The organism is Priestia sp. FSL H7-0729, assembly GCF_038005685.1.
In the GTDB taxonomy this organism is placed as follows: Bacteria; Bacillota; Bacilli; order Paenibacillales; family Paenibacillaceae; genus Paenibacillus.
The window spans coordinates 462647-480264 of the sequence record NZ_JBBOTQ010000002.1; the positions used below are offsets into that span (position 1 = coordinate 462647).

The 17618-nt window shown below is 46.0% G+C and carries 17 protein-coding genes; 13 read left to right on the forward strand and 4 right to left on the reverse strand.

Annotated elements, in window-relative coordinates:
* The first annotated feature begins 182 nt into the window (after window positions 1-182).
* From serC to MHH93_RS08610, 3 genes are all read left to right on the forward strand, one after another.
* Window positions 183-1271 (forward strand): 3-phosphoserine/phosphohydroxythreonine transaminase, encoded by a 1089-nt coding sequence (gene serC / locus MHH93_RS08600; RefSeq protein WP_074094319.1) that lies wholly within the window; start codon window positions 183-185, stop codon window positions 1269-1271.
* Between the two features lie 139 nt (window positions 1272-1410).
* On the forward strand, window positions 1411-1878 hold the full coding sequence (gene trmL, locus MHH93_RS08605) for a tRNA (uridine(34)/cytosine(34)/5-carboxymethylaminomethyluridine(34)-2'-O)-methyltransferase TrmL (protein WP_500053683.1): 468 nt from the start codon (window positions 1411-1413) through the stop codon (window positions 1876-1878).
* 166 nt (window positions 1879-2044) lie between these two features.
* On the forward strand, window positions 2045-2299 hold the full coding sequence (locus MHH93_RS08610) for an AbrB/MazE/SpoVT family DNA-binding domain-containing protein (protein WP_500053684.1): 255 nt from the start codon (window positions 2045-2047) through the stop codon (window positions 2297-2299).
* Between the two features lie 106 nt (window positions 2300-2405).
* Here MHH93_RS08610 and MHH93_RS08615 read toward each other — a convergent pair whose 3' ends face one another.
* Complete coding sequence (locus tag MHH93_RS08615) at window positions 2406-3317, reverse strand: serine hydrolase domain-containing protein (RefSeq protein WP_500053685.1); 912 nt, start codon at window positions 3315-3317, stop codon at window positions 2406-2408.
* 473 nt (window positions 3318-3790) lie between these two features.
* Here MHH93_RS08615 and MHH93_RS08620 point away from each other — a divergent pair, with 473 nt between their 5' ends.
* The 7 genes from MHH93_RS08620 (at window position 3791) to MHH93_RS08650 (ending at window position 11450) form a co-directional block, all read left to right on the forward strand.
* Window positions 3791-4555: an alpha/beta hydrolase gene (locus MHH93_RS08620; RefSeq protein ID WP_500053686.1), complete on the forward strand. Its 765-nt coding sequence runs from the start codon at window positions 3791-3793 to the stop codon at window positions 4553-4555.
* Window positions 4556-4566: 11 nt separating this feature from the next.
* The gene (locus MHH93_RS08625) at window positions 4567-5526 is read left to right on the forward strand and encodes an ABC transporter permease (RefSeq protein ID WP_017689585.1); all 960 of its coding nucleotides are present in this window, start codon (window positions 4567-4569) and stop codon (window positions 5524-5526) included.
* Window positions 5527-5544: 18 nt separating this feature from the next.
* Entirely contained in the window at window positions 5545-6447 is a 903-nt protein-coding gene (locus tag MHH93_RS08630; RefSeq protein ID WP_289391845.1) for a carbohydrate ABC transporter permease, read from the forward strand.
* Between the two features lie 53 nt (window positions 6448-6500).
* Entirely contained in the window at window positions 6501-6758 is a 258-nt protein-coding gene (locus tag MHH93_RS08635; protein ID WP_500053687.1) for a hypothetical protein, read from the forward strand.
* Between the two features lie 45 nt (window positions 6759-6803).
* Window positions 6804-8096, forward strand: coding sequence for a type 2 periplasmic-binding domain-containing protein (locus tag MHH93_RS08640; protein ID WP_500053688.1), 1293 nt, complete (start codon window positions 6804-6806; stop codon window positions 8094-8096).
* A gap of 94 nt (window positions 8097-8190) precedes the next feature.
* Window positions 8191-10356 carry a beta-glucosidase BglX gene (gene bglX, locus MHH93_RS08645; protein ID WP_500053689.1) on the forward strand — a complete coding sequence of 722 codons (2166 nt, stop codon included), beginning with the start codon at window positions 8191-8193 and terminating at the stop codon, window positions 10354-10356.
* 77 nt (window positions 10357-10433) lie between these two features.
* Window positions 10434-11450: a LacI family DNA-binding transcriptional regulator gene (locus MHH93_RS08650; RefSeq protein ID WP_500053690.1), complete on the forward strand. Its 1017-nt coding sequence runs from the start codon at window positions 10434-10436 to the stop codon at window positions 11448-11450.
* A gap of 337 nt (window positions 11451-11787) precedes the next feature.
* On the opposite strand, the gene MHH93_RS08655 is transcribed toward MHH93_RS08650, so the two are convergent.
* Both MHH93_RS08655 and MHH93_RS08660 read right to left on the reverse strand, forming a co-directional pair.
* Window positions 11788-12852: a phosphodiester glycosidase family protein gene (locus tag MHH93_RS08655; protein WP_253432883.1), complete on the reverse strand. Its 1065-nt coding sequence runs from the start codon at window positions 12850-12852 to the stop codon at window positions 11788-11790.
* Entirely contained in the window at window positions 12849-13259 is a 411-nt protein-coding gene (locus tag MHH93_RS08660; RefSeq protein ID WP_500053691.1) for a hypothetical protein, read from the reverse strand. The genes MHH93_RS08655 and MHH93_RS08660 overlap by 4 nt, the downstream gene beginning before the upstream one ends.
* Before the next feature lie 438 nt (window positions 13260-13697).
* Here MHH93_RS08660 and MHH93_RS08665 point away from each other — a divergent pair, with 438 nt between their 5' ends.
* The 3 genes from MHH93_RS08665 (at window position 13698) to MHH93_RS08675 (ending at window position 16531) form a co-directional block, all read left to right on the forward strand.
* Complete coding sequence (locus MHH93_RS08665; protein ID WP_278296026.1) at window positions 13698-14354, forward strand: response regulator transcription factor; 657 nt, start codon at window positions 13698-13700, stop codon at window positions 14352-14354.
* A 137-nt stretch (window positions 14355-14491) separates the two neighbouring features.
* Complete coding sequence (locus tag MHH93_RS08670) at window positions 14492-15715, forward strand: aminotransferase-like domain-containing protein (RefSeq protein ID WP_500053692.1); 1224 nt, start codon at window positions 14492-14494, stop codon at window positions 15713-15715.
* Between the two features lie 189 nt (window positions 15716-15904).
* Window positions 15905-16531 carry an FMN-dependent NADH-azoreductase gene (locus MHH93_RS08675; protein WP_215076900.1) on the forward strand — a complete coding sequence of 209 codons (627 nt, stop codon included), beginning with the start codon at window positions 15905-15907 and terminating at the stop codon, window positions 16529-16531.
* A 109-nt stretch (window positions 16532-16640) separates the two neighbouring features.
* On the opposite strand, the gene MHH93_RS08680 is transcribed toward MHH93_RS08675, so the two are convergent.
* A complete protein-coding gene (locus MHH93_RS08680; RefSeq protein WP_500053693.1) occupies window positions 16641-17486 on the reverse strand; it encodes a DUF2161 domain-containing phosphodiesterase in 846 nt (281 codons plus the stop codon).
* Window positions 17487-17618 lie beyond the last annotated feature (132 nt).

Here is a 17618-nt window from a genome sequence, read left to right on the forward strand (position 1 = left end):
CGGAGGCTTTTCCTTGAATTAAACAATGTAGTGCTTTAACTTTGCAGGGTGATAAAGGAATTTGATGGGCTGAAATGGACACTTCAGTGCATATTGCTCTTGAAGCAGATAGAGAATACTGATATCATTGCGATAATATTCACTTAATATGTCAGTTACGGATGGAAAGGGCGGGGGATTTTGTGACAAAAAGAGCGTATAATTTTAATGCAGGACCTGCGGCGTTGCCACTTGAGGTACTGGAGCGTGCACAGGCGGAATTTGTAGATTTTCGTAACACAGGCATGTCGATTATGGAGATGTCCCACCGTGGAGCGGTGTACGAGTCGGTACATAATGAAGCTCAGGAGCGCTTGTTGTCGCTTCTAGGCAATCCTAAAGGATACAAGGTTCTCTTTTTGCAGGGCGGTGCAAGCACTCAGTTCGCGATGTTGCCAATGAACCTGCTCGGGGCAGGGCAGACTGCAAGTTACGTGATGACTGGCAGCTGGGCCAAGAAGGCTCTGTCTGAGGCGAAATTGATCGGCGAGACGCATGTTGCTGCATCTTCGGAAGCAGAGAAGTTTATGAAATTGCCGGATGTTTCGAATCTGAGCCTGCCGGAACGTACGGCTTATGTGCATCTCACTTCCAACGAAACGATCGAAGGTACGCAATTCAAGTCCTTCCCGGATACCGGCTCAGTACCTTTGATTGCGGACATGTCGAGTGATATTTTCTGTAAACCATTTGATCTTAATCAGTTCGGCATGATCTACGCGGGTGCACAGAAGAACCTGGGTCCATCCGGAATTACAGTTGTAATTGCTCGTGAGGAACTGGTGAGCGAATCGCCTAAAACGATTCCAACCATGCTTCGCTACAGCACACATGTAGATAACAACTCCCTGTACAATACGCCGCCATCCTTCTCCGTATATATGGTGAATGAAGTATTGAAATGGATTGAAGAACAGGGCGGACTGGCTGGTATTGAGCAAAAAAATACGAAAAAAGCGGAATTGCTCTATAACACAATTGATGCTTCCGGTGATTTCTACCGTGGTTGTGTGGAACAAGAAGATCGTTCCCTGATGAATGTAACCTTCCGTCTTGCTTCTGAAGAACTGGAGAAAAAGTTCATCAAGGCTTCGGAGGAAGAAGGATTTGTAGGTTTGAAAGGACATCGCAGTGTGGGTGGTCTCCGTGCCTCGATTTACAATGCTGCTCCTTATGAGAGTGTTAAGGCACTCACAGACTTCATGAGCCACTTCCAGAAGACAAATGGATAATTAAGTATAGGTACGGTGTTATGGACCTTCGGGTCAAATTCTGTGCCTTACCAGAGCCTTCCACATTGACGTGTGGAGGGCTTTTCTTTAAGATTAGAGGGTTGTCGTCAACATGAAATGAAAAGGAGATTGAACACATATGGCTTTACACATCGTTCTGGTTGAACCAGAAATTCCCGCGAACACAGGCAATATTTCGCGCACTTGTGCGGCAACCGGTACCCATCTGCATCTCGTGCGTCCACTTGGATTTCGAACAGATGATGCTACATTGAAACGGGCAGGGCTGGATTACTGGCATGCCGTTCATATTGAATACCACGACTCCTTTGCAGAGGTTCAGGAAAAATATCCGGAAGGTCGGTTCTTCTACGCAACTACGAAGGCAAAGAACCGCTACAGTGACTTTAATTTTCGGGATGGGGATTTCCTCGTTTTTGGTAAAGAGACTAAAGGCCTGCCACCTGAATTAATTGCTGCGAATCCCGATACATGCATGAAAATGCCTATGACTGGTGATGTCAGATCATTAAATCTGTCCAATTCGGCAGCAATTATTGTATATGAAGCGTTGCGTCAGCTCAATTTTCCGGGGTTAGAAGGATAAATTCAGGTTATAAATGACGCTAGAATTCGGAAAAAAAACATTTTTCAAAAAAAAGGACAAAAAATGTTTATTTCCAGCAGGATTCGACAAAATCTTGGCGAATCTTTAAACATAGTACAAATGTACCTAGAAATTTAGAGTAAGATAGGAGAGGTGTGCCGTAGCTATGAAGCCAGCTGGAGTAGTTCGCAAAGTTGACCAATTAGGTAGGATCGTATTGCCTAAATCTTTGCGTAAAAGGTATCAAATGAATGAGGGAGATCCTGTAGAAATCTTAGTACAAGGGGACCATATTATCTTGGAGAGATATCGTCCAAAATGTATTTTCTGCGGATCCATCGAGGAAGTCAACGAGTTCAAAGAGCGTTACATATGCGCACAATGTTTAGAAGAAATGACTCAGCTTCCACAGCACGGATAAGAAGTAACGCCATGGGGTTTATTAACCCCGTGGCGTTTTTTTTGTTTCCAGTATCCGGCGTATGATACAGTTCCCTATGAACAAAAGAAGAATATGAAATCTAACGTTAGATGATTACAGGTAAAATCTTATCCCATACGGCATTCAGGATGCCTTGCATATTTTCTTCCTCACTGTTGATACATATGACAGCTTCCTCTGAGGGAAGGACGATGCATAACTGACCATAGGCGCCATCGGCGCGGTAAGCACCATGGGAACACATCCAGAACTGATATCCGTATCCTTCTCCCCAATCTCCGTCTCCAGTCGTTCCGATCTGCTGGGAGGTAGCTTGCCTGATCCAATCCGCAGGTACAAGCTGTGTACCTTCCCAAAGGCCCTCCTGCAGCAGTAACTGTCCAAATCGACTCAGTTCCTCATTGCTTATCCAAAGACCTGCACAGCCGAGTGTTACCCCCAGTGGAGAGGTTTCCCATTCCACATCATGTATGCCAAGCGGCTCAAATAATCGTGGAGTCAGGTAATCTTTCACGGTTTGGCCGGTAGCTGCCTGTAGCATGGCTGAGATCATAAACGTATCCCCACTGCTATATGTGAAATGTTCTCCGGGTATCCGGTCCAGGGGGAGAGACATATAATGTTTCGCCCAATCTTTCTCGGTCAATGAAGCTCGTTCATCAGCCCAAAGAGGAGGCGAGTCATGACCGGAAGACATCCGGAGGAGATCGCGTAACTTCAATTCCCGTGGAGATGGGAGATTGTAATGTGCACTCGATATATGATTATGTGTGAAATAATCACCAAGTGTGGCATCCAGATGTAACAGACCTTCTTCAAGCGCAAGACCAACGGCCATACACGTGAAGGATTTACTGATGGAATGTTGTACACGGCGCTGATCCCTATCCCTGTCCCAGTGGGCAAGCAGATGCCCTTTTTGTAATATGCGAATGGAGAAAACGTTCAGTTGTTGCTCCGTAATCGTTTGAATGAAACCTTCGAGTTGCTCAGACATATTAACCTCCCTAATATCAGGCGAAACCTGAGTAAAATCGGTTGGTGAAACGTTTCCGTAATTTGATTGCAAAACCAGAACCCATGTTAGTATAAACCTGGTTTGGTGTCAATTAAAGTTGTAATAACACTGACTTAAATTTCATTTTTTCGTAATAATAGTGTCTTTCGGCGCAAATTTAGACGTGAAAAAGCATTTTTTCGAGAAAATAACGCGAAATTTGTAAAAAGGTTATTGACAGGATTTACTCATCGGGCTTATGATTTATTCGAAACGATTCGAAGAAATCGCTTCCACATCAAATGTGTTGTAATGAAGACCAAGTGAATCAACGTTGGCTATGTTTTGAAACGATTCGAGAAAATCGTTTCGATAACCCATCGTAATACAAGGGAATCTACAACAGCCTGCAATCCAACGCCAGAGAAACCCAATGAGTAAAGACAGCAGGCGATGATGAGAGGGGTTACATTATGGCACATATAACGATCGAAACTGGATCGCCAACCTTATGCATGAATACCAGCATACATGTTGTGTCCAGCGACTCCGGAGAGACTTCAGGCGGTACACTATATCTGTTGCACGGGGCAGGCGATAATGCGAGTACCTGGCAGCGGTTAACCACCATTGAGATGTATGCAGCACAGTATGGCTGTACCATCATTATGCCGGAAGCGAATCGAAGCTATTACACCGATATGGAATACGGCCTGAATTACTTCCACTACATCACTCAGGAGTTACCTGAAGTATGCAAGCGTCTACTCAATCTGAATCCTGATCCGGAGAAAACGTACATCGCCGGTTTATCCATGGGTGGATATGGTGCACTGAAATGTGGACTAACCTATCCAGAGAAATACCGCAAAGTAGTGTCTCTATCCGGCGTAACGGATATTCAGAAACGCCTTCAAGATCCCCATATGCCAGCGACCATGATCAGGGAAATGAAAGCGGTTTTTGGAGAACGTTTACAGGTAAAAGCCGATCAGGATATTTACGCACTGTCGGCCAAGTTGCTGGAACAGGGCGTTCCTTTACCGGATATCCTCAGTTGCTGCGGCGATCATGACCCCTTCGTAGAGATGAATCGCGACTTCGCGAAATACATGCAGGGGACTGCTTTTGATTTTCGGTATGTGGAGACGACGGGGGCTCATGAATGGAGATTTTGGGAGCACCACCTGAGAACGATGTTTGATTTTCTGTACAACGACAAGACCAAAGTAGAGTGAGGAGATGCAATGTGAAACCTGCAGCCGAAGGACCTAGCAAAAAGCTGAAGGGAAACGTGAAGGGCAATTCGCTCTGGACTGAAATCTGGAAGCACCGAATGACATACACCCTGCTTATTCCGGGGCTTGTCTGGCTAATCCTGTTTGCCTACATGCCGATGGGTGGCCTGTCTCTGGCATTCAAAGATTACAAGGCCAACCTGGGCATCTGGGGAAGTCCATGGAGCGGATTCGAGAACTTCAAATATGTTTTCCGTGATCCAACCTTTATTGACGCGGTATGGCGTACGCTGTACATCAATATTCTGAAACTGATTATTCAGTTCCCGTTCCCGATCATTCTGGCGTTGTTGCTGAATGAGTTGCGGATGCGCAGAGGGAAAAAATTGTTCCAAACCGTTCTTACATTCCCGCACTTTCTGTCCTGGATCATCGTATCTGGCGTAGTTATCAATGTGCTTGCCTATGACGGTCTGGTAAACAGCGCGCTTGGATTACTCGGATTGCCAACGATTAACTTCCTGGGATCCGAATCCAACTTTGTACCGATGTTGCTGTTGACTGATATTTGGAAATCAAGTGGATGGGGCGCGATTATATTCCTAGCTGCCATTTCCGGTATTGACCAGGATCAGTATGAATCAGCGCAGATCGACGGGGCTTCCCGTATGCAACAGATGTTCAAAATTACGTTGCCGAACATCCTTCCAACCATCACAATCATGTTTATTCTGTCGGTTGGTGGATTGATGTCTTCCGGGTTTGACCAGATCTTCAACTTGGCAAATGCCGCTACCAAAAATGTATCGGAAGTACTCGATGTATACATCTATCGGATTACGTTCCAGTCATCAACCGATTTCTCATTCTCGACAGCGGTCAGCTTGTTCCGTTCCCTGGTGAATATGGCCTTGCTGCTTCTTGCTGACAGATTTGCCAAGTGGCTTGGCGGAGACGGTTTGTTCCGATAAGAGAGGAGGGAAAATGAGATGAGCAAGAAAGCTAACAAAAAACCGAGAATTGGTACAGAAAAAATGACACTTCTCGATTACATTATTTTCGCCGTATTACTCGTGCTTGCCCTGATGATCCTGATTCCATTCTGGAATGTCATCATGATCTCGTTTGCAACACAAAAAGAATATGCTGACAATCCATTTTTGATGTTCCCTAAAGAATGGACATTGGATTCCTACAAGGCGTTGTTCGCTGACGGAACGATTCTGTCGGGGTACAAAAATACAATTATATTGCTAGTCATCGGTTTGCCACTCAGCTTGTTCCTGACAACAAGCATGGCATATGGCCTTAGTCGCAACAAATTCCCGTTTAAGAAATTTATCTTTTTCCTGGTACTGTTCACCATGATCTTTAATGGTGGTATCGTACCGCTGTACCTGATCATGAAATCCCTTCATCTTACAGGTACGCTGTGGTCCGTTATCCTGGCGGGAAGTTTCAGCGCGTTTAACATGATTCTGATGATGAACTACTTCTACACCTTGCCTGAATCGCTGATGGAATCGGCGAGACTGGATGGAGCAGGAGAGTGGAGAATTTTGTTCTCTGTTGTTCTTCCGCTGGCTACACCAATTATGGCAACAATCACGTTGTTCTACGGGGTGGCTTACTGGAACAGTTGGTACGATGCAATGATATTCCTGCGAAAAGCGGATCAGTTACCGCTTCAGAATGTACTTAGAAACATTATCGTGACATCTACGACGAATGCATCCAATGCATCCAGTGTGGATGCTGCACAGGCAAGCAACTTCTCCATGGGCATGAAGATGGCAGCCGTATTTGTCACCATGGTACCCATTATGTGTTTCTTCCCAATGCTGCAAAAACATTTTGCCAAAGGGGTATTAACAGGGGCAATCAAGACCTGATCATACGTATAGGATTTTGCAATCAAATTTCACTAAAAACATGGGGGTAAAACATGAAAACGAACAAAAAGTTGTCAGTAAGAGCTCTCTTTGCCATCACGCTTAGTGTAGTTATGCTGATGGTGACCGCTTGTTCCAGCCAAGGGGCTTCAGGTGGTAACGAAAAAGATGCAGAGGGAAATTACAAAGATAACCTGACCATCTCTGTAGCTAACCTGACAGAAATCAAAAACGGGAACCTGGATAATGACTTCCACAAGTTCTGGACAGACAAATTCAATGTAACATGGGACTACAACTATATCGATTAGGATTCATGGGGCGAGAAGCTTCGTCTGTGGATCAACTCTGGCGACTTGCCGGATGTAGCGGTATGGAACTACGTACATGGCGATGCCATTAACAGCATTGAACAAGGCTTGTTCTACAAATTCCCGGATGACTGGAAAGAACGCTGGCCTAACGTGGCGGCAGCTTACAACTTGACAGGTCTTGGAGACAAGTTGGAAGAATTGACGGGTGGAACATATGTCCTGCCAAGACCAATCTATTTCGAAAACAAACCGGCTGATCCGCTGACGAACCAAATTGGTGTCATTGCGCTTCGTAAAGACTGGGCTGAAGCGGTTGGTTTTGAACTGAAAAATGCTTATACAACAACCGAATTGAATGAATATGCTGCGCTAGTGAAAGAAAAAGATCCAGGCAAAGTGGGTAACAAACTTGTACCATTGTCCTACAATGCTGCTGACGCAATGACAAACATGATTATGCCAAACAGTGTACATGCCATGACTGACACACCGTTCTACAAAGGTGAAGATGGTAAGTTTCACTGGGGACCGGCAGATCCTGAAACGCTGACAGGACTTAAATTGATGCAAAAAGCTTATAAAGATGGGTTGCTCAATCCGGAGTTCTACACATGGAAAAACAATGAAGGTCAAAACAACTTTAAAGTAACAGGAACAGCTGCTGTAACAAGTCTGGGTGGACTGGCTTCGTACAGACAAGGTCTGGATTCGGATATGAAAAAAAATCTAGGTGTAGATAGTGATGAATTGGTACACACAGCAATCGTACTAGGCGATGACGGTAAATACCGTAACATGGAGCAAGCCAACTTCTGGTCGGCATTGATCTTCAATCCGGACATCAGTGACGAGAAATTCGAACGGATCATGGATCTGATCGATTACTCCGCAACCAAAGAAGGACAGTTGCTCATCAACATGGGCTTTGAAGGAACCGATTGGAAATATGATGAGAACCAAGAACTGGTTAGCTTGTTGCCAGAAGGAACAGTATTGGAAGATAAGTATCCAGCACGTTTCGAAGGTCTATACCTGCTCGGTGACGACTTCAGTGTTGTAAACCCTGCAATCAAAAAAGATTACCGTGACAGAGCCGTGGAATTGTTCCAAGAAAAAGCAAAACTTGGTACAGAAGGAAAATCGCTTGCAACATACGATTGGGATGTCAACCTGTACGATTCCAAAGCTAAGAGCCAGGCTTCATTCGACTACCAGAATGAATATGCCAACTTGATCCTCAAAAACGGAGATCTAGAGGCAAACTGGAAAGAATGGGTAAACAGTAAAATGTCCCTGGTTCAACCTTATCTGGATGAGCTAAACGATAAATTCTAGTAATCATTCAGTCATTAATTTTGAACCCGGTGCGCGGTCTCTCCCCGAACGCAGCCGGGTTCTTTATTTCAACAACTTAGTGGAGGATACATTGATGAATAACGAGCAGTTGCTAGACCTGGTAAAACAGATGACGTTGGAGGAAAAAACAGCTCAGCTTCTTCAGTTGACTGCCAACTTCTATGAGGGAACTAATGTCGAAGGTCAGATCACAGGACCGATGGAAGAGATGGGAATTACGGAGCAGTCAGTGGATGCCAGTGGGTCCATTCTGGGGCTGTCCGGTGCACAAGCCATCATTGATGTACAGCAAGCTTATCTGAAAAAAAGCCGTCTGGGCATTCCGCTTTTGTTCATGGCTGACGTCGTTCATGGATTCAAAACCATTTTTCCGATTCCACTGGCGATCGGTTGTTCATGGGACACAGAACTGGCTGAGAAAAGTGCTGAAATTGCAGCACGTGAATCAGCTGTATCCGGTTTGCATGTTACCTTTGCACCAATGGTGGATCTGGTTCGTGACCCGCGCTGGGGTCGTGTGATGGAAACGACCGGAGAAGATCCGTATCTGAACAGCTTGTTTGCGGCTGCATTTGTACGTGGATATCAGGGCGATAGCTTGAAGGATGAACCAGATCGCCTTGCGGCATGTGTCAAACACTTTGCGGCATATGGAGCGGCTGAGGGTGGTCGGGATTACAATACGGTGGACATGTCCGAGCGTAACCTGCGTGAGTACTATTTGCCAGCGTACAAAGCAGCATTGGATGCGGGTGTGGAGATGGTTATGACATCGTTCAATACGGTTGACGGTATTCCGGCAAGTGGCAATGAGAAGTTAATGCGTGGCATTTTGCGTGACGAGTGGGGCTTTGATGGTGTATTGATCTCGGACTGGGCTTCCATTCGCGAAATGATTGCGCATGGCGCTGCGGAAGATGATCGTGAAGCGGCATATCGTGCTATTCGTGCAGGAGTAGACATGGAGATGATGACACCTTGTTATGTGCATCATTTGCCTGAGCTGATTGAGAGTGGTGAAGTGGAAGAGGAGCTCATTGATGAAGCCGTTCTGCGGATTCTGCAACTGAAAGAGAAGCTGGGATTGTTCGACAATCCGCTACGTGCAGCTGATCCGGTTCGTGAACGTGAGATTGTGTTCTCCAAAGAGCACCGTCAGGTAGCGTATGAACTGGCAACCCAATCGGCTGTCCTGTTGAAGAATGATGACAGCGTGCTTCCGCTTCAACCTGACGCTAATATAGCCCTTATTGGTCCTTTTGCACAAAGTCCTGATATTCTGGGCTGGTGGTCCTGTGAAGGCGTTAAGGAAGATGCAGTCAAGCTCGGAACAGCTCTGCAAGAACGCCTGACGAATGGGAAAGTTCAATTTGCTCAAGGTAGCAATGTTCACACGATTACAGCCGAGCAGATTGCTGAAGCCCTGGAAGTGGCAAGCAAAGCGGATCTGATTGTCCTTGCTCTGGGTGAAGACTCCGAGATGAGTGGAGAAGGTGGCTCGCGCACGGATATTCGTCTGCCAGCAGCCCAATTGGAATTGGTTAAACAGCTCAAAACAGCGGGGAAACCTATAGCGAGCGTTATTTTCAACGGCCGTCCATTGGATCTGCATGGGGTAATCGATGAATCGGATGCCGTTCTTGAAGCCTGGTTCCCAGGCAGTGAAGGTGGAGCAGCGATCGCAGATGTTCTGACAGGTGTAGTGAATCCATCTGCACGTCTGACGATGTCTTTCCCGCAGTCCGTAGGTCAGATCCCGGTCTATTACAACCATTTCAATACAGGTCGTCCACTGAACCCGGAGAAGACAGAAGAACGTTATGTCTCCAAATACATTGACAGCCCAAATGAACCTTTGCTTCCGTTCGGTTATGGTCTCTCGTACACTTCATTCTCTTATGGTGATCTTGAAGTATCAAGTAACGAAATGACTGCCGAAGAGACCTTGAGCATCCAAGTGCGTGTAACGAATACGGGTGAGCGCGCAGGTGTAGAGACCGTTCAGTTGTACGTTCGTGATGTAACGGGTGAAGTCGTTCGTCCGATGCGTGAGCTGAAAGGTTATGTGAAGCTTGCACTGGCGCCAGGCGAGAGTGGTACAGCTACATTTACGTTAAATGAAGAACAGCTTCGTTATCACCATTCGGACTTAAGCCATCGCAGTGATCGAGGTGAGTTCCATATTCTTGTGGGTGCAAACAGTCGGGACACTCAGAAGAAATCATTCAGACTCGTGTAATCCGGTGCATGGAAAAAGTAATGTATCAGACCTTTCGTTGTGGAAGGTCTGATAAACATAACAGGGGAGCGAAGAATGTGGTCAGTATCAAGGATATCGCCAAACAGGCGGGGGTTTCCATCTCTACGGTGTCATATGCGCTGAATGGCAGCAACAAAGTGACCGATGAGACGAGTTCCAAAATTTTGGCCATTGCCAAAGAGCTGAACTATGTTCCAAATGCCGCTGCAAGAACACTGAAGAAGAGGGAATCCAAAATTCTAGGTGTATTCTTGACCGATTTTAGCGGAGATGTGTATGGAGACTTGCTGAGTGGCATGAAAGCAGTATGTAATGCTCAAGGTTATGATCTGATCGTGTGCAGTGGTAAGCAATCCCATCGCATGCTTCCAGAGAGGATGATTGATGGTGCAATTATTCTGGATCATACGTTTGCAAGTGAGGAACTGATGCAATATGCCGATCGTGGGCATAAAATTGTTGTATTGGACCGTGAGATGGATCATCCCAACATTAATCAGGTTTTGCTGGATAATAAGGCCGGGGCGACACTTGCGATGGAACATCTTATTGAACGGGGACATAAGAAAATCTACGTGGTGACAGGACCGGAAGGTTCGTTTGACTCTGTGCAGCGCTTAAAGGCTGTGAGACAGGTGGCAGAACGTGAAGCCGATGTGGAATGGATTGAGATTACGGGAGATTTTGAGAAGAGTGGCGGAGAACGGGCCGCAGATCAGATTGTGCAGGTGTATGATGGACCCGCAGCGGTATTCTGCCTCAATGATGAGATGGCTATTGGCTTGTGTGATCGTCTGGCAGACAGTGCACTTGGCGTTGGTCACGAGATTGATGTCATCGGATTCGACAATATTGAATTGAGCAAATACGTCCAGCCGAGATTGGCAAGCATTGATTACTCCAAACGTAAGTGGGGGTCGCTTGCTGCTGAACAATTGATCAAAATTATTGCTGGAGAACCCGTTGATCATGAACGAATTTATGTGACATTAGTTGAGGGTGGGTCGGTAAGTGGACCTGTGCCGTCTGATTCGGTTATATCCATGCGGAATGAACGGGCGGTTAGCTATTGATCCCGAATTTGAGACTCCTGACAGGATTGGTGCGTAGAACAACTGGTACAGCAAGAGACAAGGCTTAGAAGAATCGAATCATTCTTTTAAGCCTTGTCTCTTGCTATATCGAGGATGAGGCAAAAGAAAAAGCCTCTCCGGAGAGAGGCTTGGCCTTTACAAGCCTTTTGTCTTGTCATTGTTGTAGGATGAAGTGAGAATGCCTGTAATGAAGAGAGTCAATACAATTGCAATAATCCAGAATGTCAGTGAAAATGACATACTCTTCGCACCTCCTGCACAAGCTCATTTTCTTCTATTATAACCATTATAGGTAGAAAAGAAATGCTTCACCCTATTATTTGTAAAATAAAAAGTGTGTAGGTACCGGTCTGAGGCTGCCATCTGAAGGGTTATTCACGACCCGGTTATTCAGAATAAGCGAGGAAGATCCACCGCCATCCAGATTATAGGCGTCGATGACCCCAAGCTTGTACAACCGTCCTTGTAACTCTTCAAGGGTAGCACCGGAACTTCCGCCCTCATTATAACCATCGACCACAATGATCAACAACTGGTCATCCTTATAATTGCCAATGACTGTACGTGGTGCTCGTTTGGGGGATACTTTCCACTTGTCGGGAATTGTTGTTTTCCGCCCATTCTGTAACAGTACCGGAACAAACGTAGCCCCAAATTGCGGTTGCAGGCGATCCAGTGAGTTTTTGTCGAAGAACTTGCCTCCAACCAACTTGCCGGCATCATTAAGTCCTACAAAAAACAGATCTTTGAAACTGGCCTGAAAACCGTTCACGTATTTCCCGTCCATGACAGTTGTGCTAAGTGGATAACGTTTGCCGCCACTGTCAGCAAATCCACCTGCATTGATCCCAGCAATTGCGCCGTTACGCTTTACAGCCTGCATGGTTGTCTCAGAACGCCCAGGTTCACTGTCTAGAGCCATCTGCATGGCCGTAGGGTCTTTTAGCTTAATCTTCATGGCATAGCCCTTATAGCTGCCAGGATTCACTCTGTACAGTTCAATTGTTAACCGGTCACTGTCTACCCTTTCAAATGGCACACCAAGCTTGGATGTAATCCGTTTGTTGTAGATCGTTTCCGGACGATCCGCCTGGGCGGAAGCCTTCTGTACAAGTGTAGACATCGTACTGGTTGTTTTATTATAGAGCTGTGTCGTTCTTTTAATAGAAGAAGAAGTCTGAACAGCAGCATCTTTTGCCCCGGCGAGCTCTTGGCTGATTGCTTGGGTCCGGGGGGTAATCGTGTCCTCTGACAGTTCGGTAGGAATCAATCCTCCGGGTTCAAGAGGAGGACGAAGCAGCAGCAGGCATAATATCAATCCAACAAAAGGAGCGAGTGCAAGCATAAAAAAACGATTAACCTGTTTGACGGGTGTAATCATTTGAGCAGGTCCATCTTTTTCTGGAGTGTCTCCAGTTGTTTTTTGACTTCGCTCAGCTGGGTATACAGTTTGTTGCTGTTATCCGTTTTGTCACTTGCATTATCCTTGGTGAAAGTCAGCAATTCATTGAAGGATTGAACTTGTCCTTGCAGGTCTTCTACTTCCTTCGATATCGTTGTTAGCTGATTTTCGTAGTCGGTTTTTAGCGCTGCAATCTGCTGCTGATTATGGGCCTGAAGCTGATTGATCATCTGTTGCTGGAGATGGTTACTATAATAGTAGGTTCCAACGATTCCTAGTGCAATGAGAACAATCCACATTACTAGAAACAGCTTGATTGAAGATCCGGCCTTGCCTTTGGCGCTCCGGGTGTGATGGATGTCAGAGGGCGGGGTAGATGGTTTCATGTCATCACTCCTGGTCATTTATAGGTATAAAAAAATTTCCAGTCCTCATTCTATCATGCCCCTATTGATTACGCAAAAATGAAATTCTTTACTTAATAGAGTAAAAAGAGATTGCATCGGAAGGAAGTCCTAGGATACAATTTCTTATAGATGCAATAAGTAGGAACTTTGGGCAGGTTTTTCGACTTTTTTAGATAGAAATGCAGGAAATTTATACTATATTTTGACCTTTCCGAGGATGGGAAGATGGACACCATGGTGTTTTTATAACAAAATACGGTGAAAATAGAGCTTTTTTAACGGCTGCATCCTATGTTTTTCTGTTTTTCGACATAATCCGACCTATGCTTCTTCTATACTCGGACTGTCGCACAGATGATAGATCATCATGACAGAAGCTAAAAGTTATATGTCCAATACATAACAGGGGGAACAACAATGAAAAAAGTATGGCAGGTGGTCATCATAGATATCCACCCCACCAGCATGCTCGGTACAAAATTGATTTTGGAAGAGCAGCAAGATCTGACGGTACGTGGCATGACTTCGACCGGGACAGAAGGGCTCGATCTGGTGAATACATACCAGCCTGATCTGATTCTGATGGATTATCGTCTTCCGGAGGGCCAGGCCGATCAATATATTGCCCAGATGAAGAATCTGTCAGCTCACAGTCACATCATCATATTGACGGATGAAGACAATGTGAAGCTGTTTCGTCATCTGATGAGTCTTGGTGCAAGCGGCATGCTATCCAAACAGGCTTCCCCTAGCCAGCTGATTCATCTGATCTCTGGGTTACGTGAGGGCCATGTATCCATTCCATTGTCGTGGTTAAACAGTGCGGAGTGGGCGCAACCAGTGGAGTCTCCGACAGAAGCACGTGTAATTGAATTAACAGAAACTGAAACTTTTATCATGGAAAGAATTGTTCAGGGTGTAACCTATGATAAAATAGCGAATGAGATCAACGTTAGTAGACGGTCCATTGATAATTACCTGCGTAAAATATACGTGAAGCTGGAAGTAAGCAGCAGAGCACAGGCCATTGAACGCTATGCCTTGCATGCAAGACAAGTGAAGACGGGGTCCTGACGAAACAGGTTGGTTCTTCCCATGATCACTACTGGTCCGGGTAACTATCCGGTCATATTCGATGGCGAGCACGAATAGGTTGTAGGGCTGCGGACTGCGAGTACAGCTTCGGAATAGGGATGAGAGGGGACGGATCGATGAAATATTTCTTTGCTTCCCGTACCAACAGGCTTTTGTCATCACCACTGAGGGATATACGTGAGATGTCTGGCAGGGATTATTTCATTTCTTTGGCAGAAGAATTGCCTGCGGAGGAGTTGTTTCCTTTCAAATTGTTGGAAGAAGCAGCGGTGTCTGTCTTTAGTTCAGGCCCCTCCGCATTGCAATATGGAGAGCCAGCAGGCTACACCCCCCTAAGAGAGTGGTTGAACAAAGACTGGAATGCCCGCAAAGGCATACGAACGGTGCCCGAGCAAATTCTGTTGACCACAGGTACCCAGCAGGCCATCGATCTCGTGATGCGTCTATTGCTTGAACCAGGAGATTCTGTACTGGTTGAACATCCCACGTCACCAGGCTGTCTTGAGGTTCTGGAGATGCAAGGAGCCAAGATTGTTCCCGTAATGGGTGATCGGGACGGCATACTGCCAGATCATTTGGAGCATCACATGCAGCAGGTCAGACCGAAGCTGCTTTTTGCTGCTCCCAGTTTCTCGAATCCCACGGGTGCCTTGTGGAGTATGGAACGTCGGGAGGCTGTCCTGGAGCTGTGTTCGCGCTATGGTGTTCTGCTTGTGGAAGATGATTCTTACGGGGAGCTCCATTTCGATGGCCTTGAGCCAACTGAATTCTATCGTAGATACCCCTCACTCTTTGCATTGGATACTGCAGATCAGGGTGGACATGTTCTCTACATTGGTTCATTCAGCAAAACGGTAGCGCCCGCTCTACGAACCGGATGGGCCGCTGGACATCCGGCTCTGATTCAGGCCATGGCCTCCGTTAAACGGATTGCCGATGGTCAGTCCAGTCCGATGAATCAGAGGCTATTGTATCAATTGCTTGCCCATTCCCCTTTTCGTTGGAGTGACCACTTATCCATGTTGAATCGGGAGTATAAGACAAGACTCAAACTGATGCTTGAACTGTTGAAGAGACCGGGCTGGAAAGGGTGTCAGTACAACATTCCCGAGGGCGGAATGTATCTGTGGATACAGTTGCCAGAAGGATTGGATAGTGGCGCTCTGCTTAAGGCTGCTCTGCCCAAAGGTGTATCTTTTCTTCCTGGATCGTTATGCTCTACAGGTGTGCAGGATCAACGTTACATTCGATTGAACTTTAGCCATCCGGGCCGGGATGAGTTGCTGCTGGGCATGAATCTGATTAGTGAGGCCATTTCCGAATTTACGGCTCGTAGCTAAGTCAGAACCAAAATAGATTGTAGCAAAAATTAAAATTGATTTATGACCAAAGTGATTACGTTATTGCATCCACTAACATTTTTATATATAATATGAATTAATGAGTTGTTGGTTTCTTTATATAAGCTACAATGGTGGCCAGTTCAGAATAAGCACTCATATATTTTATCTAACGGGGGAAAATTCAACATGTCTAATATTTTATTCGTTAAAGCAAATGACCGTCCTGCAGATCAAGCAGTCAGCGTTAAATTGTACGATGCATTCTTGAGCGCATACAAAGAGTCCCACCCAGGTGACACAGTTACTGAGCTGGATCTCTACAATACAGAATTCCCATTCTATGGTAACACTGCAATCACAGGTACTTACAAAGCAGCTAACGGTTTTGAACTGACAGCTGACGAGCAAAAAGCAGCTTCACTTGCAGCACAATTGCAAGATCAATTCCTTGCAGCTGACAAAGTGGTATTTGCATTCCCACTGTGGAACTTCACTGTTCCAGCTCCATTGGTAAACTACATTGCTTACCTGAGCCAAGCTGGTAAAACATTCAAATACACTGCTGAAGGTCCTGTAGGACTTGCTGGCGACAAAAAAGTAGCTTTGCTTAACGCACGTGGTGGCGTATATTCCGAAGGCCCAATGGCAGCTGCTGAAATGTCCTTGAACTTCCTGAAAACAGTTCTCGGCTTGTGGGGCATCCAAAACCCAGAAGTAGTTATCGTTGAAGGACATAATGCTTCTGCAGATCGTGCTGAAGAAATCGTTACTGCAGGTCTGAAATTGGCTTCCGAAGTAGCAGCAAGCTTCTAATAGCATTCTTCTATATAGAACATACAAAAACACCTGTTGTCTCCACTGGAGATGACAGGTGTTTTTGCATTCTCATTTTTTCATATCCGTTACTTTCCATGAATTCTTATCAGATGTGGCCTGTATTTTTTAGGTACTGCTCTACCGTTTCGGCAATGTGCGCTAGGTCGTCCTTATTTTCACCAGGTACAGAATACGTTACATCAGGTTCATTAATGGTTCGTTCAATCATATCATTATCCTCAAGCATGTGTGCATGCTCACTTAACGCCTGTACTCCCTTAATGGTCAGGATGTATTTCCCGCGGGAGAGGCGTTCAAACCAGCCGTAATAATTCTTTTGCAGAATCGCCGCGGCAGTACCTACACCAGTCTGTCTGGCGAGAGTGGCGGGAGAGGCTTCTCCGTTTGTTCGCAGCGCGGATGCGACCCGTAATGCCTTCTCACGATATGCGGTGACCAGCTGTCTGCGTGTGCTGCCCCCTGTATTGTAATCTCCACTGCGTTCGTCGAATTCCTTCAGCAGGCGTTTCCGTCGAACACCGCTTTTGCGGGCAACCTGATTGCGGCCAGTGAGGGGGAGCTGGGCGGAGGGTTCGCACAATACATCAATCAGAGGAGCTTTGGTTTTGTAAAATGTGACTGTCAGCAGACCCAGACCAAGCTGACTGCATAATGCAGTCAGTTCGCTCCAGCGTTGATTCACGGCTCCACGTTTGCTGCGATTGCGCTCGACGGCCAAATACACGAACGGGCTAAGCTTCAAGCGCTGCATGCCCTGCAACAAGAGGGAGAGGTTAAATGTTTTTTTCATCTCCACAATCAGTGGTTCCTCCTGGTCCGATCTGACCCCTACGAGGTCACAGTGTCTTACTTCCGCCTTGACGTCGAAGCCACGTTGCTCGAAGAAAGTCTTCACAGGCGAATATAATTCGGTTTCGTATTGCACTGCCATCGTCCGTACTCCTTTCCTGAAGTGGCCTGTTTCTGACCATGTGTTGTCCGGTTTCCTGAATTTAGAACCCTCATTATATCATATTCGTTCTTTTTTTTCTGAAGGCACAAGATGTCTGATAGAACAGGGAAA